Below are 22,627 nucleotides of genomic sequence, written 5' to 3'. Positions count from 1 at the left end.
CATTGCCGAGGGCCGGATCGTTGAACGGTTCGTTGTCGATGCCAAAGATGACACTTCTGCGATGACCTGATTAGAAGAACTACAAACCTGATCCCGATTCAGCCGCACCAACCCTGGTCGTCTGTGTCGGCCGCCATTCGAGCGCGAGGCGCTGACCGTCGACGATCTGACCGGGTGACATTTTGAGTGCGACCGCATCGCGAATTCGCAGATAAGGCTCGCGCAGGGGAACAGGCGCGGCCGCCGCCGCCAGGCTCAGCCATTTGTAGGCCAGCACATGGTCCCGGCACACGCCATGCCCCTTGTCGTAGCTCAGGCCCAAATGATGCTGCGCCGTGGGATCGCCGCGTTCAGCGGCTCCGGCATAGAGCTCGACCGCGGCCTCGTAGGACTGCGGGACACCGAACCCGTTGTCGTACATGTAGCCCAGCGCGGTCATGGCCCGCGGATGTCCGCGCTGCGCCATCGGCGCCAGCAACGCCGCCGCCCTGACATAGTCGCCATGCGCGAGCGCGGCCCATCCGTCTCCCTTCGGCCGCGCGCCGGACGGAGCGGTGCTCAAGGCAAGCGCCAGAATGGCGAAGGCGGTCGTCGCTTGCCGCGTCATCGATTGCTCCGCGGCGCCTGGAGCGCACTCGTCGACACCGGCCTGATCGTGCCGCGCAGCTTGGAGCGCAGCTCCTCGGCGACGTAGTGCGCGTCGGTGCCGTCGCGGATGATCTGGGGGCGAATGAAGATGATCAGCTCGGTCCGTCCGCGGCTGCGGTCGTTGTTGCTGAACAGGTCGCCGAGGCCCGGGATCTGGTCGATCCCCGGAATACCACTGCGGCTGCCCTGATGGGTCTCGCTGATGAGACCGGCCAGCAGCACGGTCTGGCCGCTGGCGACTGCCACCGAACTCTTCACCTTGCGCTGCGCAACCGTCGGCGTGAGGCTGTTGGCGGTCTGCGGCGAGACGTTGCTGATCTCCTGCTCGATCTCCAGCCGGACGTTGCCGTTCTCGTTGACCCGCGGAGCGACCCGCAGGATGATTCCGGTGTTGCGGTAATCGATCGTGTTGACGACCGTGTTGTTGGTCGTGAGCACCGTCGCGCTGCCGGTCGACACCGGCACCTGATCGCCGACCTGCAAAGTCGCCGCCTGGTTATCGATCACCACCAGCGATGGGTTGGACAGCACCTTGACGTCGGTGACCGTATGCAACGCACTCAGGATCGCGCTCGGCTGGGATTCCGAGCCGACCAGGAAATTGAACCCGGGAAAGGCGCGGCTGAGAAAGGCGTTGGTGATCGTTCCCGCGGCCGAGGCAACCGTTGCCGGTGCCGATGTCGAGGTGGTGTTGAGCGCTGACCCCTGGTCGGGCTTCAGGCCGAGATTCTTGCTGGTGAGATAGGCCTGCACGCCGTAGTTCAGCGAATCGTTGAGCGTGACTTCGGCGATCGTCGCGTCGATTGCGACCTGCAGCTGCGGACGATCGCACTGACGCAGGGTGGCTTCGATCAGCCGGTAGTTTTCCCTGTCCGCGTAGATGAGAAGCGTGTTGTTGACGACGTCGGGCGTGATCCGCACGCCCTCCATGAGCGGCTTGCCGCCCGTGCCCGTTGCGCGCGATTCCGATCCCGCGTCGAGCCCAGCCTGGGCCGGTGGCGGCGTCCCGCCGAAGCCGCGGTTGGCGACAAGGCCGGCGTTGCCCTGCTGCTGGCTCGCGAAGCCGCCCGACTGTGCCGTCGTGCCGGCGGCCGAGAGCCGCTCGCTGCTCGAGCTCGACGATGCTCCCGATCCGGGAGCGAGATCAGTCGACGATCCCTCGGCCGCGCTGCCCGCGTTTCCGGTGAACATGTCGTTCAGCACCCGCGCCATCTGGCGCGCCTCGCCATACTTGACACGGTAGACATGGACGCTGTTGCGCAGCGTGTTGCCGGCATCCAGCCGCTTGATCCAGGTCTCCGCCGTATGCAGCAGCGCCGGCTTGCGGCTGATGACCATGACGGCATTCATCCGGCTGACCGTCTGGAACTTGACCATGTTCTGGCCGAGCCCGCTGTCGCCGGTGTCCATGATCTTCTCGAGCTCGGCGACGATCGGCTCGGGATTGCCATTGACGATCGGAAAGATCCCGACCGACTGTCCGCGCATCCAGTCCGCATCGAAGCTCAGCGCGGCATCTATCGCAGTGCGGCGCTCGGCGCCGGTCCCCTGGATCAGCAGCAGGTTGCGGCCCGGGTCGGCGCGCACCGTGCCCGGCTTGAGCGCAAAGCTGTCGAGCAGCTTCAGCAGTGTCGGGGCGGAGACATATTGCAGCGGCAGCACGGAGATGCCGTAGCCAGGCTCTGCCGAGCCTCCGGCGGGATCGACGTTGCCGGCGCCGACCGCGTCGCCGAGCGGAATCAGCCGGTATCCGGAGTTGTCGCGAACCAGCGCCGTCCCCGAGAGCCGGAGCGCGTTCTCGAGCACGTAGGCAACGTCCGATTTCGGGACCGGGCGCACCGAGGACAGGCTGACCGTTCCCTGGATCCTTGGATCGATGGTATAGCCGACGCCGAGGACGTCGCCGAGCACGACCTTGGCCACCGTCGCGATCGGCGTATTCTCGAAGTTCAGCTCGAACCCGTTGCCAACCGGCTGCGAATGCGCCGCCACCTGCTGGATCGGAAGCGAGCCCGCGGCCGGCGCTTCCGCTCGCGCATCCCTGGCATCTCGTGCATCGTCGTTGCCACCATAGATTTCGGCACGGGCGCGCCGCGCCGCCGGCGACTGCTCCGGCATCGCCTGCCTGGGATAGCGCGGCGAAAGGTCGATCCGGCCCACCTTGTCAAACACGTCATCACCGCGGCTATCGCTGCCGAGCGTCGCCGGGTTGCAGCCCGCCAACGCGATCGACGTCATGACCAGCGTTGCGAGCGTGCGGCATCGCAGCCAACCTGCGCTCAAATCAGCAATCTCAACCACTCGCCCGCCCACCCGATCTGCCGAGTCCGTTCTTCGTTTCGAGGCACACCCGGACGGAGAGCGGTCGCTTTCCGCCCGGGTGCTCCAACCTGTGTCTTGCGAGGCGACGCCGCTGCCGTCAGGCCACGGCCCCTGCTTCGCGTCGGTCGGCTACCAGAGCCAGCCGACGCCCGCGAGAACCCGATCGGACATCGCCCCCGCCGCGCTGTGATCGATCACCTTGGTGTAGTTCAGCTTGTAGACAAGGCTCGGGTTGGGAAACACGGCAATGCCGACATCGTGGAACGTCATGTCACCGCTGCCCGTGATGTTGTTCAGGCCGTTGGTGAGATCGGAGCCGAGCATGCCAGACGTCTGGAAATTCTGTCGGGTATAGCGGTAGAACGGCACGATGTCGTAGTCGTTCGGCGCCCTGAAGTGGTAGGCGATCTCGCCGGAATAGCCCCACATGTTCTTGCCGACGTTGTTGTCGTCGACGAGATCATTGTTGGCGCGGAGGTTCTCCGGATTGGAGAAGTTTACATGGGCATATTCAGCCCGCAGCTCCAGCCCGGTGTTCGGAACGCGATAGCGAGCCTCGGTATTGAAGATCGTCATCGCGTTCTTGCCGAGCGGAACCTCGCTGCCGTCCGGCAGCGTCGCATAGGCGCCCCGCGGCGTGACGTTCGGCGAATAATAGATCGCCGAGCTTCCGGCAAAGCCGGGGAGGAACGATGGCGTGTAGCTCAGCCGGAGCGTATAGGCGAGCTGGTTGCTCAGCTGCCGATAGTCGCCGATCGGCGCTCGCGACAGCGCGAGCGCTTCGGAGCCGCTGATGCCGCCTTCATAGCCTCCCGGATTGATGTGGCCATTGTCACCGCGATGATCGAATCCGTCGCCGAAGTCCTCCGCGCTCTGGCTGACCTGGAACTGGTAGTTCAAGCCATCGATGATCTTGCCATGAAACCCCGCCGATGGCGCATACCAGGTCGTCGGGATCAGGCCGTTGGCGAGCTCCGGCCGATGCACGCTGTAGAACAACGTCGGCTCGTGATACAGGTTGGTGAAGGAGATCGGGATCAGGTCGATACCCGGCGAGCGCAGGGTGAAGTGGTCGTTGAACTTGATGTCGAAGAAGGCCTGCTCGACCTCGACCGCACCGTGGAGCTTGTCGTCATTGTCGAACGCGATGCCGCCATGCTCCCATTCCAGCTCCGCGTTGAAGGTGATGGAGTCATTGACCTGATAGGTCGGCAGCAAGACCAGGCGGGCCATGTCGAAGCCGTTCTGCCACTGACCGTTAGCTGCGGGATTTTGCACCGAGCCGAACTTGATCTCGCCGTACATGCCGATCTTCATGCCGGGGACCGGCGACGGCGCGGCACCGAACAGGTCTCTGCTGGGCTGCGGCGCAGGCGCTTTCAGATCGGCTGCTGGGAGAAATCGCGGCTTGGAATCCGAATCGGCGAACGCTGCCGCGAGCCGTGATGCCGGGGACGACGATGGTGCGGCATCAGCCGCCTTCGATCCACTGGCCTTGACGTCCTTCGGGTCGGCGAGCGCCATGGCATTGCCGACCGGCAACCTGGATGCAGCCTGCGCGTTGTCGGATGCCTTCGCGCCGCCGGCACGCGCGTCCTTGGCGCCGATCAGAGGCATCGGATCGGACGGGCGGCGGGATGCAAGTGATGCGGACTGCCCGACGCTGGTCGTCTTCTTTGCCTTGGCGTCCTTGAGCTCGACTTGAAGGCTGTTGATGCGCTGCTCCATGGACTCGAGCTTCGCCATCAGCGCTTTGACGGCCGCCCCGTCCGTGGACCGCGCCGAACCGGCTTCGGCCGCCTGGGCTGCTGCCGCGCTCAACGCCAATGTCGATACCGCGGCAAGCAGAGATGGCAGGAGTCGGTCGCGGCCGCGAAGCGGGCCGCCGCCTTTGCCAATACTCAAAGCGCCGTCGTGTGAAGACGCGGAGCAATCTGCGCGCCTTCCGCTGCAGCTAATCAAGACCATCAGTCAAACCTCCCCATGATGATGCGCGGACGTGCATCCCCTTCGCCCGCGCCGCCGTGAGCACAGAATTCGTGCGCGACTGCGAGCCATTCGCGCTAGAAGCCCGCGATGTCGATACTTGGGCTCGTCGGGGATGCTCGCGTGTCAGCACTTGGGCGGCGCTCGTTGCGCGGCAGAGGCGCGGCTGGGCCTACCAATCGCTCGGACCCTGCCGAGATCTGGCTAAGTGTTTTCAGTCATTGATAATTGCTGCTGGGTTCATGTCCGGCGTGCGAAGCGCTGAGTAGCGCAGCGTAGAGCTGCATTCATGCCTTTGCATCGCGAAGTAATAAGCGATGTCACACTTCGTCAGCGACGGCCCTACTCCGAAAGAAATTGCGTTGGCGCGATGGCGCAGCTCGGACGAAGCGATGGAATCCGACGAAAAACCGCAAGTGATCGCGACTGAGATTGCGGCAAGACGCCGCATGCTTCTCTCATGGAGATGCCGCATCTACGCACGCGAATACCAGCCGTTTCCGATCAAGGCAGTCAAACCGGAAAGACGCTCGGCTTCTTTAAAGGGATTCTAAACCGGTTACGCGAACCGACAGCGGCGGTTCTCGAAATGATAACAAATCAGTTGGCGCAATTTTCAGGACCGACGACACGCCCGGACTAGCTCCCATCATTACGCCGCATTGCGTGACGCTACTATTCGCCAGTTAGTGCGGTCTATCTGACGTTGGCTTCAGTATTCCCTCGAATGCCGTCGACGAAAGACGTCGCCTGGCCACATCGGGATCGTGAATAGTCAGATACGTCCATCTTCTTCGACGCGCGTGACGGAATTTTCTGCAAAGCGGGACGAACGTCAGGACGGGAGTTGAGGGTGAACCGATTGCTTCGCTTGGTCGCCGCTATCATCGGAGAGGCACTATGAACGCTGTCCATCGGTTGGAGCCGGCGGCCGGACCGTTGCAGAATGTTCTTGGATATCTCACCGAGATGATCCTGCGCGATGCACGTGCGGTCGCGCGCCTGTCTGACCATCGGCTTGCGGGCGGACAATGCTTCGTGTTTCATCAGCATGAGCTGGAGAAGCTGCCCGGCATTACCTACAACACGTTCGATGCTGATGGCCCCGTGTGGCTCTCCATCGAACGCCTGGTCGCCACCGATCCTCCCGCCGTCGAGTACGACCTGGCGATGTGGATCGACGTGTCCGCCGATCCGGACCGTCGCCCTCTGGTTCGGCAGCGCGTGACGATCACGGTGCACGCGGCGGAAAAAGACCTGCTGATCGCGGCCGGTCACGCACGCGCCGAGCACTGCTCGCCGGCGAACGGCCCGGGGGTGGCCGCCGGGCTCTGGAGCGTGCGATTGCATCTTGAGCAGCGCCCGGACATCGTCGAGCGTCTGGACCGCTATCTCGCCGGCTCGTGGGCCAATTGGGCCGCGGCCGAGCGGCCACGCCGCAAGACCATCGCGGTTCACCAGCGATTGCGCGAGATGGCTCGCGTGGCGGGAGCCGGAGGCAACGATGGCAGCTGCGAAATCGTGTGGGGCGTTGGCGTGTCACGCTGGCGGCGACAAGGCCGCGAGCTGGATCTGCCGCTGCTCGAACGCCTGGTCGAGATCGAGGTCCTCGATGGCTCCGACACCGAAATCAGAATCCGGCCCCGCATGGTCGGCGCGACGGCCAATCTCAAGGCGTTCGAACCGCCGACATCAGCGGCCGGCTTGGCGGGGCAAACGGCCGAGCAGTTGCTCGAGACGATCGAGCGCGGCAACGAGCTTTCGCCATTCCAGCCCGCCAGCTTCGAGCCGGTTCTCAGCGCCATCGGCTCACAGCTCGACCCGCATGGGATCTACTGTCCCACCATGCCCGACTCCGCGTTGCTGCTTCCCGAGGAGGACGAGCAACTGGTCGTCTCCGATCGCTGGGTGGTCTTTGCGCGGCCGCGCTCCGACGCACTGCTGTTGCGCGACATCTACCGACTGAAGCGAGCGATCGAATACGCGCCGGGCGACGCGTGCTGCCTGGCCGCACTGTCTCGCCTCCTGCTTGGCGCGCCGGACCACGAAGCGCATGACGGCGCGCGCCGTCGTCTATCCGGCGTGATCGGTGACCCGATCGACATCGGGCCGGATGCGCAGATCGCGGCGGATCACGGCGACCTGTTCTTTCCGCTGCCGACGAACTCCGACCAGATGGAGATCGTGCGACAGCTCCGGCGATCGGACGGACTTGTCGTGCAAGGCGCGCGCGGGTCCGAGCGCACGTCCACCCTCGTCAATCTGGTTTGCCATCACCTCGCAATGGGCCTGCGCGTTCTCGTCGTCTCGCGCAACGAGGCTGCACTTGGACTGTTGTCCGAGAAGCTGCCGCGCGCCGTCCGTGATCTGACGGTCGATCTGACCGGCTCCGACAAGGACGTCTTGAAGCATGCGGAGACAGTCGTCAGCCGGCTGCTGTCGATCCTCAAGACGACGAACCCGCGCGCGCAGGCGGAACAGGTCAATCGGCTGGAGCGCGACATCATCGCGACCAGCGTCGAGATATCGCGTCTCGATGACGCGTTCGCAGATATCGCCAGCCGCAGCATGCTGCGGTCACCCGGTGTCCCCGACCTGCCGTTCGACGCGTTGACGACGCTGATCGCCGACCGCGACGCCTATGCCTGGTTCACCGATCAGCCGTCACGATTCGTGAGTGAGAACGACCTTCTGGTTGCGGCGGTCGAGCAGGCCCGTGAGGCGCGTGTTCGGCTGGGTGCCGATCTCGCATATGTCGACGACGCGCTCCCGGAAATCGCGGCCCTGCCGGACGCCGCGACCGTGAGACGTCTGCACCAGGACCTGCAGCCGGTGCGGATCGACGGCGAAAGCCGTGACGGCCGGCTTGCCTGCCAGATCATCGCGGAGCTCGGGCCGGACGGAGCGGACTTGCTCGCCGGCGACCTCGACGCGCTCGCGGCGGCCCACCGGGTCATTGCCGACGAGCCCTGGCTCGCAGCGCTGTCGCCGGTCGGCCGCAAGGCCGATGCAATGTCGGTTGACGGTGGCATCCTCGTCGATTTTGCTCGCGATGCGTCGTCCCTGCTGTCGCAACGTGCCGGCTTCCTGGTTCGGCCGGTGGAAACGCCGGCGGACGCCTTCGCCAGCCAGGAACTGCTCACGATTGTCGAACGGCTGTCGGCCGGAGCAAGGCCGTTCGCGACATTCTCCCTGTCCGGCCGTGCGTTGAAGCAGACCGTGGAGGCGATCAGGGTGGCGGGCTTCGCGCCGAAAGGCGCGGCCGACTGGGGCCATGTTCGCGACTATCTGACCTGGCGTCGTCACCTGCATTCGCTCGACGCCAGATGGCGATCGCTGGCGGCCGAAATCGGTGCGCCTGCGCCCGAGCCGGACTCCTCTCACACGTTCCACGGTCACGAGCGCGTCGTCAAAAGCGTCGAGGCCGCGATCGTGCTGGCGGCGCTGGCGAAGCGCAATGTTCTCACCGCCGCACCGAAGCTGTCGATGCCGGACGACGCGATCGCCGGATTGCTCGGCGACGGCCGACGACTTTCTGCGCTGGCAGCTGCGGTGAGGAGCATGGCTCTCCGCATCACCAAGCAGCGGCTGGAGCTCACCCGGCTGAACGGGCTGTTTCGCGGCAGCGGTAAGCTCACAACGCTGGCTCATGCCGACGTGCTGTCGCAGATCGGCTGCGATGGTGTCGAGCCGCGCGACATCGAGACGCGTTGGACCACCCTTCGCACCCGGCTGAAGTCGCTGCACGACCGGCGCCAGGATCTCGAGTTGCTCGACGAGGTCTGCGGAGCGATGACCGAGGCCGGAGCAGATGCCTTCGCCCGTCGGCTCAGGACCGAGCCGGCACATCCGCAGACCGGCGATCCGGTGCTCGTTGCAGATTGGATGATGGCCTGGAACTGGGCGGTGCTGATGCGGCAGAACGAAGGCATCGATCAGCACCGGCGCTTGCGAGATCTGTCCGACCAGCGCGCGGCGATGGAGATGCGACTGCGCGAGCTGTTCGGCCAGGTGGTCGTGGCACGGATGCATCTCGGCCTGGTACAGAACACCGGCAGCGCCATGAGGCAGGCCCTCACCGTGTTCATGACCACGCTGCGAAAAATGGCAGCGACCTGTTCCGGCCCCACCGCATGCCGGTTGCGTCACGTTACACGCGAGGCACTCGAGAGCTGCTACGAAGGCATCCCATGCCAGCTCGTGCCGGCATGGCGCGTGGCCGAGCAGCTACCGGCCCGGCTCGGCGCATTTGATCTCGTCGTCATCGACGATGCCTCGCAATCCGATCTGCGCGAACTCACTGCGATGCTCCGGGCCCGCAAGGTCGTCGTCATCGAGGACGATCGGCAGACCGGCGAGCGCGTCGCGCAAGGTGAGCACGACATCGAAACCATCGCACGCAGCATCCTGCGCAGCGGTCCGGCTGCCATGCGCCAGTTCCTGCTGCCGGGCGCAGCGCTCTGCGATTTCGTCAAGATGCTGTTTCCCGATCGGATGATCAGACTTCGGGAGCACGCTCGCCGGGTCGATCCGGTCGCGCTTGCAGCCGTCGGCTCACCGCAGCCATCGGCACAGCCGGCAACCGGTACGCATCCGGCTGCCACGGGACCCGCTGCTGGCACGGCGGCGGATCACCCTGCATCTGCGCAATCCCTGACGCGCCGCGCCTATTCGCTGGAAGACGAGATCGCCACGGTGGCCGAAAGCCTGTCGATGGCCCGGCTGTCGGAGCAACGCGACGAGCCGGCCATCTCGATCGAGAGTCCGGTGCCGGATTGGCCGAGCAACAGGACAGGCGCCGGCATCGATGCACGCCCATCGCGGCGCGGGGCGCGTGAGGTCGCGACCGACGAAACGCCTGCCGCCTCGTCGTCTGATACGCCCGCCTCTGCGCCGCCAACGTCCGTCGCGCCCGCAGCGCCGGTCGAAATCGCGGAGAATGAGCCGCCCGTGGCCGATCGTTTTGCGCAGGCTGCAAGGCCGCCGGCGGACGATGTCGCCGTCGCACGAGTGGCCGTGCTCGCCCACGAGGTGGAAACGTCCGAGACGATGACACTCGGTCAAGCCGAGTCGGAGCCTGCCGCTGTCCGTATCGATCATCGCGCGCTGTCGCCGGGTCGGCGTCCGCGGCCTGATCATGGAGCGAGGCGTCCACACCGCTCGCTCCGCCGGCACATGATGGCCGCTGCCGCCGGCTTGGCGGTCGCGGTGGTTGGCGCATCGATCTACTGGCAGCCGGCGGCGAGCCGGATCACGACGTCCTGGCAGACGGTCTTGAACCGACTCCCGGTCTCCTGGAATGCGGCCTCGCCGGCCGCCGCGCTACCGGCCGGCACCGAGCCCCGCAAGGTCACCGCGGATCGGATCACGCCCGACGTCAGGGGCGGTGCAGGCGGCGATGCGATCACCACGGGGAACGCGACCGCGACGATGGTATCCCACGCCGTGCTGTATCAGGAGGATCCGCAGGATCCGAACGGCAAGCGCTATCTCGGGAAGGTAACCTGGCATGTCGAGCCTGAGGCAGGAGCGGTGCCGGCATCGATCAAAGGCGATGTCGAGATCGACAAGAGGATGAAGGCGACGTTGTCGCTGCGTCCAAACAAGGAAACCGAAATGCCAGCGAGCCACATCATGGAGATCAAGTTCAACTGGCCGGACGATCCGTCTCACGTCGGGGTGGAGACTTTGAAGGGCGTCAGCATGAAACCCAAGGAAGCGGGCCGCGGGACCCCGTTGACCACCATGACCGCCAAAGTGACGCCAGAGTTCTTCATGATCGCGCTGTCGGCGGGTGATGTCGACATGAAGCGGAACGTGTTGCTGCTCAAGGGCAAGGACTGGATCGACATACCGATCGTCTACAATGGCGGCAGCCGGGCGGTGCTGGCGATCGAGAAGGGAGCGGACGGTGAGCGCGCATTCAAGGATGCGTTTGCCGCCTGGGGCCAATGACCCGGCGGCAAGGCCGGCGCACGAAAGGTGTCCGATGATCGGCATCGACGTCGTCGCGCCAGCGCAGGCGCCGGCCACCGATCGAGACGAGCGAGCGCTGACCGCCGTGACCTATCCGGTCCCTTGCGAGCAGTGCGGCCGGATCGTGCGGGTGGCGATGAACACGCTGCGCCCGCCCAGTTTCCACAGTGTCGACGAGCAGGTCGCCTGCCCCGAGATCCAGGAACGCCGCAGCAGGGGCGACGGCGGACTGTTGTTGATGATGTGCGGCCCCTTGAAGCAATCGCTCGCCGCACGATGCGATGCGGCCGAGGTCGCGGCCACCGCTCCCGGTGGCGGACAGGCGGGACGGGTCGTCTGCAGCATTCCCGGCGTCTCGATCGCTCAATACGCCCCGAACGAGGCGCGCAGCCGCGCGGGGATCTGGCAGGCGCACGGCTACGACAAGCTGGCCACGACGCTTCGTGCGGCCGCGGCGAGGGCGGAGCGCAGGCCGCTGGTCTGGACCCGCGCTGCCGCGGCCGGCCTCGGCGCATTGTTGCTCGCTGCCGCCGCTAGCTGGTTCATGCTGGCGCGGGAGCCGGCCGCTCCCCCACCAACACAGCCGCAAGCCGCCGAGGCCTCTGTGGCCGCGTCGAGCCGCGCAAGCGTCGAGAGTTCGGGGCGCGTCGTCACGGCAGAGGCCGTGTCGGCCGCGACCGCCCCCGCCCCGGCGCCGCTGCCGAACGCGCCCTCGGACACTGCAATGCTCTCGCGTTCCGCGGAAACCGCGCCGCTCGAGGCGCCCGCCCTGCTCGCGTCGGCAAGCGCTGCGACTGCTCCCGAGACTGCGCCGGCGGCAGAGTCGACTGCGACCCCAGGGCCGGCGGAGGCAGCGGCGATTCGCCTGCCTGACATGGTAATGATTCCAGGAGGGGCATTCGCAATGGGCGGCGTCGAGAGCTCCGAGCTTCCGGTCCACCGCGTCACGATCAAGCCGTTCGCGCTCGGCAAATACCCCGTCACGATTGGCGAGTGGAAGGCGTGCGTGGCTGACAGGGCATGCGCCGACGTGATGAGCGGCCCGGACGACAACCCCGTGACAAATGTCGGCTACGACGACGCCAGGGGCTATCTGGCTTGGCTCTCGCGGGCCGTCGGCAAGCCGTTCCGGCTCCCGACCGAGGCCGAATGGGAATATGCCGCGCGCGGCGGCGCAACGACGGCGTTCTGGTGGGGCGACCAGATGCGCTCCGGCATGGCCAATTGCAACGGATGCAACGAGCCCGGCGCGCCCGCGCAGCTCATGAAGGTCGGAAGCTTTGCGGCCAATCCGTTTGGCCTGTTCGACATGGGCGGGAGCGTCGACCAATGGGTGGCCGACAGCTGGCACAAGAGCTATCAGGGCGCGCCGTCCGATGGCTCGGCATGGATCGACGAGCAGAGCTTCGTCCATGTCATTCGCTCGGGTTCATGGAAGAAGGATGCGAGCTATGCCCGCAGCGGGAGCCGCGATCGCTATGATGGGCGCGTCAGGTATCCGACCCATGGCTTTCGCCTCGCTCTTTCGCTCTGATGCGGCCGCTGTATGCTGAGCCAGGCCAGCGTGCCGTCGACACCGATGCCCGGCCTGCGCCCGCAAATGTCTCGCACCACAGCGAACACCAGCGTCGCAGATCCGCAGGACGCCTGTTCTGCCGAGCCTCTTTATTCAAATTCTTATCGGGAATCGTAGGACGAGACCGATCGAAACCTCAAATTTGCCGCGCTACGCCCCATTCATGGACCGGCTACACCGTTCGATATTTGCGATCGATGATCGTCGTTGTTTATGAGTTGGGGATTTATGTGGAGTGAGAAATCTACGCGTCGCGCGCCGCTATTGGATCTGACGCCCTGGCGACGACGTCGTCTCGCCACAGTCGCGACGCTCGGGTCCACCGTGTTGGCCTGCACGCTGGTGCTGTTGCCGCCTTTCGCATGGGCGCAGGCGAAAACGACGCCGAAGGACGCCTACCTGTATTTCATCACGCCAACCGACGGCGACACCGTGAAGAGCGCGTTCTGGTGCCGCTTCGGACTTCGCAACATGGGCGTGACCCATGCCGGTGACGCCTTTGCCAATACCGGCCATCATCACCTCCTGATCGACGCCGATGAGCCGATCAGCCCGGGCGAGCCGATTCCGCAGGACAGAAAGCACCTGCACTACGGCGCGGGCGAGACCGAGGCTCTGATCGAGCTGCCCCCCGGCAAGCATACCCTGCAGCTCGTCCTGGGCGACGGCATGCACTTCAACTTCGATCCGCCGCTGGTATCGAAGAAGATCACGATCACCGTGAGCAGTGCTTCGCAGAGGCACGGGCGGAGCGCCACTCACGCCCACCGGCGGACGCGGCATCTTCACGCGCACACCGCGCGTCAAGCGGCGCAACCGTCGGCCGCCGAAGCGCCGCCGCCCGATCCGGCAAAATCGGCGGGAGCCGTCGATTTCATCAAGAGCTTCCTGTCGGGTGCGAAATGAACCTCCGCCGCTCCCCCATGGAGCCGGTTCGGCCGGCACATCAGTTCATCGCGACGTGCCGAAGCCTCCAACCGCAGCGCTGCATTTGTCCGGCTCGGCTCTATTGATACGACCTCCAGACGCGTGGCTTGCTTCGCCTCGGCGAGCGCCAAGAGCGATCATCAGCATCGGTCCAAGCTCGGAGGCGAGGCGCTGGGAGACCACGCCACTGATCGTCCGGAACAGGTACGACAGGAAATAACCAGCCGCGAATGGAATGAACACCAGAGCCGTAACGGTCCAGCCTGGGATTGCGGCCGTGGCGAGAGCGCACCATCCTCGGTTGGCGGCGATATCGTTCAATTGCGACTATCATCTCGCTTCAGACCTGCACCAGGGGTGCATAGGGTGTGAAATCTCCCTTCCCTTCCTTCCTTGATCCTTGGCTTGGCTTCTCGTCCTCTTCCGGGGCTTGTGGATCAGCCAGATCTCAGCGGACAAATCGCTTAAGTCCTGCGGTCGGCAAGTCGATATGGCTACAGTTGCGCTGCCAACAAACTGCCTTCCGAGTGCGAAGTTCGTGGGGGCTCTTTGCATTACGATCGGGCGAGCATATTCCTACCCCCGTATAGCAATGAGACTATCTCGGCAGTCCCGCTGCAGACCGATCGCGGCTCGCAGCGGCCGATCGATCCTGGGAATCGTCAGCCTGATAAATTGGACCAAGACGATTCAGCGCCCCGGGGCCAATGATGAAGCCGCTTCCAACGCGTGGCAACTGACGCACGCCGCCTGACTTTCTGCCCACCCACGGCAAATCAGATGTCGGTTGTCAGTCGATTTTCGGCCAGACGTCAGCACCAAGCTCGCCACTGCATGCCGACGTCGTTGGCGATATCGTTCCGTGCAGGATGCGCACTAAGCCCATGATCTCGCGAAATTGGCAAACCAGCGCGATCCAGAAACGTCGGACGAATCGTTCGTCCGCCTGGAAGTCGTATCTGTGATCGACTGTTCGATTTATGCTCTCGCGAGCCGGGCTGAAGGACCGGCGAGCCCCCCGGCCGTTTGCACGCGGCCGCGCCGCCGGTTCGGCTTGCGGGAGCGGCGGCGCTGAAGACCGTGCGTGCAGACGGCCGCGCAACCGGTGTCAACCGGTTGCGCGGCTTGTGCTCAGGCGGCACGCTCCATCAGGCGCCTGGCCTTGCTTTCGAGCTCGAGTCTTCCGTCCTGATGCGCCTTGCTTCGGGCCACGGCGGTGATGCCCTGCACGAAGTCGAAGATGCTCTCCGGCTTGCGGTTCTCCTCGCCAAGAACGGCTTCAATGACCTTCGATGTCTCGGCTTTGGAAAAGCCATTCTTGCGCAGAAACCTCTCCCGGTCCTCATCCGTGCGAGCAACGATCCGCTGCCGTGCGGCTGCAATACCAGCGACAAACGGCGCGGGCGAGGAATTGGCAAAACTCGTCAATGCCGGTGCAGCTTCATGCGCAAACCGCTGCGCGGCGAACTTCGAATGCCGGATGGTGATCTGCTCAAAGTTCTCCACGCCCCAGAGATGCGGTTCATGCAGACGGCGCGCAGATAGAAGCTCGCTATGCCAAGCGTCTTGCTCCCGACCTCACTGTTCCAACAGTAGAAGCCCCGGAAATAGACATCGGGCGAGCCGTCCGGCAGCCGTCCCGCCTCGATTGGATTGGTGTCGTCGACCAGAAACAGGAACACGTCGCGATCACTGGCATAGAGCGTGGTCGTATCCTTGGTCACGTCCACGAAGGGATTATGGCTCATGCTCGACCAGTCCAGCACGCCCGGCACTTTCCATCGTGTGTCACCGGTGCCATTGCCGGCGATCTGCACAACGGCGGCAACGAGTTCAAGCCGATCAATGCCGTGCAGACGATCTGCGTGGTGAGGCCGGGTCACTCTCGTCGAGCTTCATTTCATCCTTCGGCCCGACAAAGCGCGAAAGCTTTCTGCTTGAAATCCGGCCGACGTCGTCCATGATCGTAAAGGCGGCCGGCACGAATACGAGGCTGAGAAAGGTCGAGGCGAGCAGCCCGCCAATCAATGCGACCGCCATGGGGGAACGGAATGCGCCGCCTTCGCCGACTCCCAATGCAGAAGGGACCATGCCTGCGGTCATAGCCGCTGTGGTCATGATCACGGGCTGAGCGCGCTTGCGGCCGGCTTCGATCAACGCCTTCGTGCGCTCCACACCGCTCGCCACCTCGGTGATTGCGAAGTCCACCAGCAGGATCGCGTTCTTCGTTACGATTCCCATCAGCATGAGGAAGCCGATAGTGGCCGAGAGGTTGATGGCATTGCCGGTCAGAAGCAGCGCAAGGAACGCTCCGCCGATCGAAAGCGGCATGGAGAAGATAATGGTGATCGGATGCATCGCGTCGGCGAAGAGAAGAACGAGGACGGAGAGCACCATGAGTACGCCTGCAGCGATCGCGAGCGAAAAACTCGAAAAAACTTCTTCCATGATCTCTGAATCGCCGAACCTTGCGATCGTCACACCGGCTGGCAAGTTTCGCGCCGAGGGCAGCGCCATAACCTGCTCGATCGCCTCGCCGAGCGGGGTGTTTCCGACGAGATCGGCCTGGATCGCGACGCGACGCCTGCTGTCATAGCGTTCGATGGTCGTCGGCCCCTCGCCGAAGCCGACGTCGGCGACCGTGGCCAACGGTACGGTGCCGTTCTTGGCCCTGATTCGCAGCATATCGAGGGTCGATAGATCGCCCCGCGCCCGCTCGTCGAGTTGCACGCGGATCGGTACTTGCCGGTCGATGGCCGAGAACTTCGCCAGATTTGCGGATGTATCTCCGATCATCGCAATCCGTGCAACTTCGGCGATCTGCGTCCCGGAGATTCCGAGATCGGCAGCCTCCTCCAGCCTTGGCAAGATGCGAATCTCCGGCCGGGCAAGAGCCACAGTCGAGACGACATTCGCGAGAACGGAGACGTTCTGCCGGACGTCCCGCTCCACCGCGAGCGCCGCCTGCTCAACTGCGGCGCCATCGGGTCCGGAAAGGATCAGCGTGAACTCGCGTCCGCCGCCGCCATTGCCGAAGCTGTAACGTATGTCCGCGATCGCGCTGAGCGTCGCGCGCATGTCGTGCTCGAATGCCTTCTGGTCGTGCGACCGGTTCCTGCGCGCAACGAGCTCGACGATGATAGTGGCCTTGCGGACGTCACCGGCGGTGACGCTCAGCCCGTTGGCGCCGGCGGCGCCGCCGGTGACATAGACGCTCCTGACTTCTGGCCGTTTCGCGAGCAGGGCCGTGATGCGGTCCGCGGCGGCCGCGGTATCCGCGATCGTCGAGCCCGGTGGCAGCTCGATCTGGAGAACCGAACGCGACAGGTCATTGGTCGGCAGAAAGCCAAGCGGTAAGGATCCTGCGACCATTAGCGAGCCCAGGAAGACCAGCGCCGCAAGCGCGAGCGTGACGAAGCGGTGGCGAAGCGACCATTCGAGCATGCGAAGATAGTGCCGCATGATCACTCCGTGCCCTTCGGCATGGTGCTGACGGTCGCGAAGGAAATATGCCGCCAGTAGCGGCGTTATCAGCCGTGCGACCAGCAGAGAAAACGCCACTGCAATTGCGACCGTGAGGCCGAACTGCTTGAAGTATTGACCGGCGATGCCGCCCATGAAGCTGACCGGCACGAACATGGCGACGATGGTCATGGTCGTCGCGACGACCGCGAGCCCGATCTCGTCGGCCGCCTGGAGCGCGGCGCGATAGGGTGATTTGCCCATCCGGATGTGCCGGACGATGTTCTCGATCTCGACGATCGCATCATCGACCAGGATGCCGGTGACCAGCGTGATCGCAAGCAGACTAACGGCGTTCAGCGAAAACCCGATGAGGTCCATCGCCCAGAAGGTCGGAAGTATTGACAGTGGTATCGCGAGCACGGAAATCGCCGTCGCTCGAAGGTCGCGCAGAAAAATCAATACGACGATGACCGCAAGGATTGCGCCTTCGGCCAACGTCTGCATGGTGGCTCTATAATCGGACTTGGTATAGCGCACCGTGCTGTCGATCTCGAACACGGACAGGTCGGGATGCTCGTTGGTGAGCGTCTGCAACTTCTTCGCGACCGCCTCCGCGACGGCCACGTCGGAGAAGCCCTTTGCACGAAAGACACCGAAGGCGACCACCGGACTCCCATTGAGGCGAGCAAAGCTGCGTGCTTCGGCTGCGCCATCGGTGACCGTGGCAATCTCCTTCAACGCAGCCCTTCGACCGCCCGGCAGCACGATCGCGCTATTGGTCAGTCCGTCGATCGTCGCGGCCCCCGCGAGCATCCGTATGGTTTGCTCTCCCGACCCCACTTCACCGCGCCCGCCGGTGAGATCGACATTGGTCGCTCGCAGTTGCTCGTTCACGTCCGCCGCGGTGATGCCAAGTGCGATCAGCCGGTCGGGCAGCAGCGATACCCGGATTTCACGATCGGCGCCGCCCGCACGCTTGACCTGCGCGACGCCCCGAACGCCCTGAAGCGCCCCCGTGATGACGTCATCGACGAACCAGGACACCTGCTCGGTCGTCCAAGAGGGAATCGACACGGCATAGGTAACGATTGCCATCCCTTCGACCTCCACCCGCTGTATCGAGGGTTCCTCGATGCTCTGCGGCAACTCCGACCGGATGTTAGCCATCGCATTGCGGACGTCGTTGACCGCACGGTCCGCCGGCGTCCCCAGTTGAAACTCGATGGTCGTCACGGAGACCCCGTCAGAGATGCTCGACGTGACGTGCTTGACCCCGACGACCCCGGTCGCCGCATTCTCTACGTTCTTCGTGACCTGCGTTTCCAGCTCACTCGGCGCAGCGCCGGTCTGGGCGATCGTGACGGTCACGATGGGGATGTCGATGTTGGGCATCTGCGTTATCGGCAGGGTCTTCAGGCTGACCGCGCCGAGCACGATCAGGACGCCAAACAACACCAATGACGGAATAGGCTTACGAATCGACCAGGCGGAGATGTTGAGGGCCATATCAATCTGCCCGCCCTGGTCCGGCATCGCTGCGGACCGGCAAGATCCGTTCGCCTGGCCTGACAAAAGCGGCGGCTCGAACGACGACCTCCTGACCTTCGATCAGCCCGTCGACAATTTCGACACGGGTGCCGCGTTTGAGGCCGGTCTGGACATTGCGGATTTCGACGACATCGTTGGTCGCAAGCTGAACATAGGTGCCATTCTTGCTGAAGCTCACGGCGGACAACGGCACAGTGATGGCTTGTCGCTTGCCGATTGTAATGCTGCCGCGGGCAAAAACACCGGCCCTCATGGCCGTATGCGGCGGGAGCGCGACCGCGACGCGGCCGAGACGGCTCGATTTGTCTACAGTGGGATCGACCAGCCGCACATGGCCGATGACGGCCTCGCTGACGCCGGGCAGCCAAACCTCGACGTCTTGGCTTGGCTCGATCTGTGGAAGCACCGTTTCCGGAACCTCGGCATCGAATTCGATTTGACCGTTGCGGACGAGCCGGAATAGAGGTTCGCCCCCCGTGCCGGCCACCGCGCCCAGGCGGGCGGCGCGGTGCGAGATAATCCCCGCAGACGGCGCCTTCAGTTCGGTTCGCGCGATTTTCAGCTCGATCTCGCCACGCTGCGCCTCCGCAAACGCTTCCTGGGCTTCGGCCATGCGCAAATTCTCCGCAGAGGCAGCGGACTTTGCCGCGGCGACCTTGGCCTGGGTCTCACGCGTCAGGAGTTGCGCTGGAGATATCGCGCCGGTCGCGTTCAAGGTTTGCGTGCGTTTCAACGTCTCCGCCGCTTCCGCTTCGTTGGCTTGCATCTCCGTCAACGACGCGTTCATCTGCGCGACCGACGCTTGGGTTATCGCGATCATCGCGGTGTTTTGCGCGAGCTGTGTCCGGAGCATCGTGCTGTCGAGGCGAGCGAGCACCTGCCCTTCTTCGACGCGATCGCCGACGTCGGCCAGCATCTCGACGATACGTAACCCGTCGACTTCCGCACCGACAACATCCTCCTCTCGGGCCACGAGGGATCCGGTCACCGCGAGTGTCTCGGTGATCGAATGCCGTACGGCTCGGGCGAGCGTCGTGGCGATCGGTGCGGCCCCCGGGCGCTCGGCTGCGTCCCGTCGCGGATCGGAGATTTGCGTTGCGACCGCTTCGGCCTGCTGGCGCCCCGCGCCGATCACAGCGAAGATGTAGACGCAGACCGTGACGACGAGCACTAGGAGGGCGATCCAAGCGAACCTTAACACCGGCCTTTTCACCCGACTACCTTCCTTTGGATCCGACCGCGAAGCCGGCATGATGTGAATCCGACGGCCGGCGTCAGCATCCGCGATCGACCGCTTTTCGAATGAGTATGGCGTACGCCGTTCGAGGATCAGGACGGATCAAACCGTTCCCAACGTCCCGCGTATCAAACCAGCGTCGACGTCGATCGTCCGGCGGCTGGCGGCCTCCGCAGGAGTACCGACAGGGTCGAACCTGTGACGCGGATTTCCCTGAGAGCTGGCCGACGATCCGCCCGCCGCAAGCCGTTCGACCAGTTCCGCAATCTCGTCACGAGCGTTGTGGCGGACGAACGCGGTGCGTAACGCTTGCGCACCGCGTCGGTATTGCGGCTTGGTGAGCACGGCGCGGACCGCCTCGCGAATCTGCGAGGCGGATGGCCGGCCGGTTCCAAGATTGATGCCGGCGCCTGCCCACGCGACCCGCGCAGCGATTTCCGGTTTTTCCTCACTATCCCCGGCAACCACCAACGGCACACCGAGACTGAGCGCGTGATTGACGGCGCCATAACCGCCATTGGTCACCATGACGCTCACCTTCGGGAGCAGGCGGTCGAACGGCAGGAATGTCACCGCCTTCGCATTGGGCTGCAACACCACCGGGATCGATTCGACTGGTGGGCCGCCGGTGCATGCGATCACCGTCAGTTCCTCGTTCGCCAGGGCCGTCAGAGTTGGTCCGACAAGCTGCCCAAGATCGCCGTTTGCGAGAGTGCCTTGCGTGACGAGTACGATCGGACCCGCTTTGTCGACGTCGTCCCACCAAGGCGGCGGGTGGAAGCCGATCGATGGCGGTGGCAGCAGCGGTCCGACGAAGCGGATGCTGTCTGGCATCTTGCCACGCGAATATTCGAACTCCTTGGCCGTAAGCTGCAAATACAGATCCGGCAGCGTGATCATGCTATCGAACAGAAATGCCGGCAGAGGGCGCGCCCCGTTCTTCACCAGGACATCGTTGAAGTATTGCTGCACCGAGCCGAAGATCGCTTGTTGCAGGTGGCTGTTCATTGCAGCATTGCGCGCGCGATCGGCTGGCGTGATGGATGGCGGGAGCGCGGTGCCGAAGAATGCGGTGTCCGCGCTCGACAAGGCGAGAGCGGTGATCCCGAGCGCGACGATCGGGGCTCTTTTTTCCGGCGGCCCGAGCACGAGCGGAAAGGTCCCGCAGAACATCGTATCGGTGATGATCGCATCGAAAGGAAAGTCGCGGCGCAACTCGCGTATCCCGGCGGCCTGATGCGGCATTGCATCCGCAAAGATGTGCTTCAATCCGAAGCAGAGCTGAGCGGGGCCAGGTGCAATCTTGCGGCGTTCGGGAAAGCGCTCGTCGAGCTTCCGATAATCGACGTCGATTTCCGGGCGAAACGCGACGAAGCGCGCGCCGGTCGCCTCCACTCGCTCTCTGAACAGGCTCCCGCTATATACGACGACCTCGTGGCCGCGACCGACGAGGAGTTGGGCAACGGCCAACAAGGGAAATACGTGACCGGGTAGCGCGGTGACCGCGATGAGAAACCGCGCCATGTTGTGCTCTCCTATCCTAACCCACCAACCGATCGCTGTTCATTTCGCCGTTTCTGGCAACCGCATCGGACACAGTTCCTGCGAGCCGCAGATTGACAAAATAGCGTTCGAGAAGGGCCGCGCTGACCGGAGCGATCGCCGCGCCCACCGCAGCCAAGTGTTCCTGCGTGAAGTCCGAGGTAATTTCCGGGTGCGATCGCGACGTGTCCTCCTTTGACACGATCGACAGGACGGCTGCGAGATCATCGTCCTGTGTTTCGGCAAGCCGCCGTCGTCCAATGTCGATCCATTGATCGAGCGGCACGAGGTCGAGCCGAAGGCCGAGCCGGCGAAAGATCCGTGGGACCTCCCGCACATCAATTGGTTCACGGTTCATGAGATGATAGACGCTTCCCCAGGACGCTTCCCTGCCCGCGAGCCGGACGATCGCTCGCGCGACGTCATCGGCCGGCGTCATGTTCAACATCAGGTCCAGGTCGGGAATCGCGCCAAGTTCCGCATAGAGCCGGACAAGGCGCCAGATTAGATCCGTTTCGTTGCAGATTCCGTTCGCGCGATCACCAGTGACGCTGCTGAGGCGATAGATCGACAGCGGCAGGCCGCGAAGCTGCGCCTGCCGGACGAGCGTGTCGCCGACCCACTTGCTTTGGCTATAGCCGCTCGCGAGACCCTGCCACGAGGTCAGATCAGTCTGCTCCGACACCGGCCCAGACTGATATTTGTCGATCACCGCAAGGGTGGAAACGTAGTGCAGCCGCTTTGGTCGTCCACTCACGGTCCAATCGAGCAGCGTGAGGACGCTGTCCACATTGGCGGGTTTTATCGCAGCATAGTGATGGAGGAATTCGACGCTCGCGCCGCAATGATAGATCGCTTCGCACTCGTCTCGCACAATGCGGACACCCCTCTCATCGAGTCCGAGAGCCGGATGTCCGAGATTTCCGGTCAGAACCTCGATACGATCCTCGTCCCAACACGCCGAAAGCTTTCGCTTATCGAGCGCCTGCCGCAAACGGGCTTCGGCCGATTGCCGATCTGGGGCGCGAACGTGGCAGGCGATTTGCGCGTCCGTCTCCTGGATCAGCGTGGAGAGAAGATGACTGCCGACGAAGCCGGTGGCGCCCGTCAGGAAAATGCGTTTGGGCTTCTGCGGCGCGCGCCCGCCGATCAGCCTGATGTGCGTCGGCAGGAGAATGTCGCGGGACAAGTCCAGCGGCCCCTCCGAAGGTCCGTCGAGATCGAGCTGCGCTGCGAGGTCCCGGACGATGGGCGTCGCATAGACCGCCGTGATCGGGAAGTCCGGCTGGATCTCGTCGCGGATGCGGCGGCCAAGACGGATGGCGAGCAGCGAATGGCCGCCGAGATCGAAGAAGTTGTCATGGATCCCGACGCGCTCGAGCCCGAGGGTCTCGGCAAAC

At 64.2% G+C, this 22,627-nt stretch carries 11 protein-coding genes and 1 pseudogene; 3 read left to right on the top strand and 9 right to left on the bottom strand.

Going from position 1 to position 22,627, the window contains the following annotated elements; all coding sequences use genetic code 11:
- Window positions 1–79 precede the first annotated feature (79 nt).
- From QX051_RS09245 to QX051_RS09230, 4 genes are all read right to left on the bottom strand, one after another.
- Window positions 80–607: a tetratricopeptide repeat protein gene (locus QX051_RS09245; RefSeq protein ID WP_315775877.1), complete on the bottom strand. Its 528-nt coding sequence runs from the start codon at window positions 605–607 to the stop codon at window positions 80–82.
- On the bottom strand, window positions 604–2,961 hold the full coding sequence (gene gspD / locus QX051_RS09240; protein WP_315775876.1) for a type II secretion system secretin GspD: 2,358 nt from the start codon (window positions 2,959–2,961) through the stop codon (window positions 604–606). Before gspD ends, QX051_RS09245 begins: the two co-directional genes overlap by 4 nt.
- 138 nt (window positions 2,962–3,099) lie before the next feature.
- Window positions 3,100–4,716: a porin gene (locus QX051_RS09235; RefSeq protein ID WP_315775875.1), complete on the bottom strand. Its 1,617-nt coding sequence runs from the start codon at window positions 4,714–4,716 to the stop codon at window positions 3,100–3,102.
- Window positions 4,717–5,170: 454 nt separating this feature from the next.
- Window positions 5,171–5,407 carry a hypothetical protein gene (locus QX051_RS09230; protein WP_315775874.1) on the bottom strand — a complete coding sequence of 79 codons (237 nt, stop codon included), beginning with the start codon at window positions 5,405–5,407 and terminating at the stop codon, window positions 5,171–5,173.
- Window positions 5,408–5,856: 449 nt separating this feature from the next.
- Between QX051_RS09230 and QX051_RS09225 the strand changes: the two genes are divergently transcribed.
- The 3 genes from QX051_RS09225 to QX051_RS09215 all read left to right on the top strand — a co-directional run bounded on the left by QX051_RS09225 (window position 5,857) and on the right by QX051_RS09215 (window position 13,414).
- On the top strand, window positions 5,857–10,911 hold the full coding sequence (locus QX051_RS09225; RefSeq protein ID WP_315775873.1) for a helicase: 5,055 nt from the start codon (window positions 5,857–5,859) through the stop codon (window positions 10,909–10,911).
- A gap of 34 nt (window positions 10,912–10,945) precedes the next feature.
- Entirely contained in the window at window positions 10,946–12,466 is a 1,521-nt protein-coding gene (locus QX051_RS09220) for a formylglycine-generating enzyme family protein (protein WP_315775872.1), read from the top strand.
- Window positions 12,467–12,850: 384 nt separating this feature from the next.
- Window positions 12,851–13,414: a DUF4399 domain-containing protein gene (locus tag QX051_RS09215; protein ID WP_315776243.1), complete on the top strand. Its 564-nt coding sequence runs from the start codon at window positions 12,851–12,853 to the stop codon at window positions 13,412–13,414.
- A 1,152-nt stretch (window positions 13,415–14,566) separates the two neighbouring features.
- Here QX051_RS09215 and QX051_RS09210 read toward each other — a convergent pair.
- The 5 genes and pseudogenes from QX051_RS09210 to QX051_RS09190 all read right to left on the bottom strand — a co-directional run.
- A pseudogene (locus tag QX051_RS09210) lies at window positions 14,567–15,270 on the bottom strand (DUF932 domain-containing protein); the annotation flags it as partial.
- A 7-nt stretch (window positions 15,271–15,277) separates the two neighbouring features.
- Window positions 15,278–18,406, bottom strand: a complete 3,129-nt coding sequence (locus QX051_RS09205) for an efflux RND transporter permease subunit (RefSeq protein ID WP_315775870.1) — start codon at window positions 18,404–18,406, stop codon at window positions 15,278–15,280.
- 1 nt (window position 18,407) lies between these two features.
- Window positions 18,408–19,619: an efflux RND transporter periplasmic adaptor subunit gene (locus QX051_RS09200; protein WP_315775869.1), complete on the bottom strand. Its 1,212-nt coding sequence runs from the start codon at window positions 19,617–19,619 to the stop codon at window positions 18,408–18,410.
- 168 nt (window positions 19,620–19,787) lie between these two features.
- Window positions 19,788–21,209, bottom strand: coding sequence for a glycosyltransferase (locus QX051_RS09195; RefSeq protein WP_315775868.1), 1,422 nt, complete (start codon window positions 21,207–21,209; stop codon window positions 19,788–19,790).
- A 16-nt stretch (window positions 21,210–21,225) separates the two neighbouring features.
- The coding region (locus QX051_RS09190; RefSeq protein ID WP_315775867.1) for a thioester reductase domain-containing protein at window positions 21,226–22,627 on the bottom strand (1,402 nt) is incomplete at its 5' end.

It is taken from the genome of Bradyrhizobium sp. SZCCHNR1053, assembly GCF_032381235.1.
GTDB lineage: Bacteria > Pseudomonadota > Alphaproteobacteria > Rhizobiales > Xanthobacteraceae > Bradyrhizobium.
This window is presented reverse-complemented; position numbering and strand designations above follow the sequence as displayed.

Bases quoted from the DNA above. Each gene is read 5' to 3' on its own strand.
- QX051_RS09230 (WP_315775874.1), bottom strand. From the start codon at position 5,407: ATGCGGCGTCTTGCCGCAATCTCAGTCGCGATCACTTGCGGTTTTTCG.
- QX051_RS09195 (WP_315775868.1), bottom strand. From the start codon at position 21,209: ATGGCGCGGTTTCTCATCGCGGTCACCGCGCTACCCGGTCACGTATTT.
- QX051_RS09235 (WP_315775875.1), bottom strand. From the start codon at position 4,716: ATGGCGAAGCTCGAGTCCATGGAGCAGCGCATCAACAGCCTTCAAGTC.
- QX051_RS09205 (WP_315775870.1), bottom strand. From the start codon at position 18,406: ATGGCCCTCAACATCTCCGCCTGGTCGATTCGTAAGCCTATTCCGTCA.
- QX051_RS09220 (WP_315775872.1), top strand. From the start codon at position 10,946: ATGATCGGCATCGACGTCGTCGCGCCAGCGCAGGCGCCGGCCACCGAT.
- QX051_RS09225 (WP_315775873.1), top strand. From the start codon at position 5,857: ATGAACGCTGTCCATCGGTTGGAGCCGGCGGCCGGACCGTTGCAGAAT.
- QX051_RS09245 (WP_315775877.1), bottom strand. From the start codon at position 607: ATGACGCGGCAAGCGACGACCGCCTTCGCCATTCTGGCGCTTGCCTTG.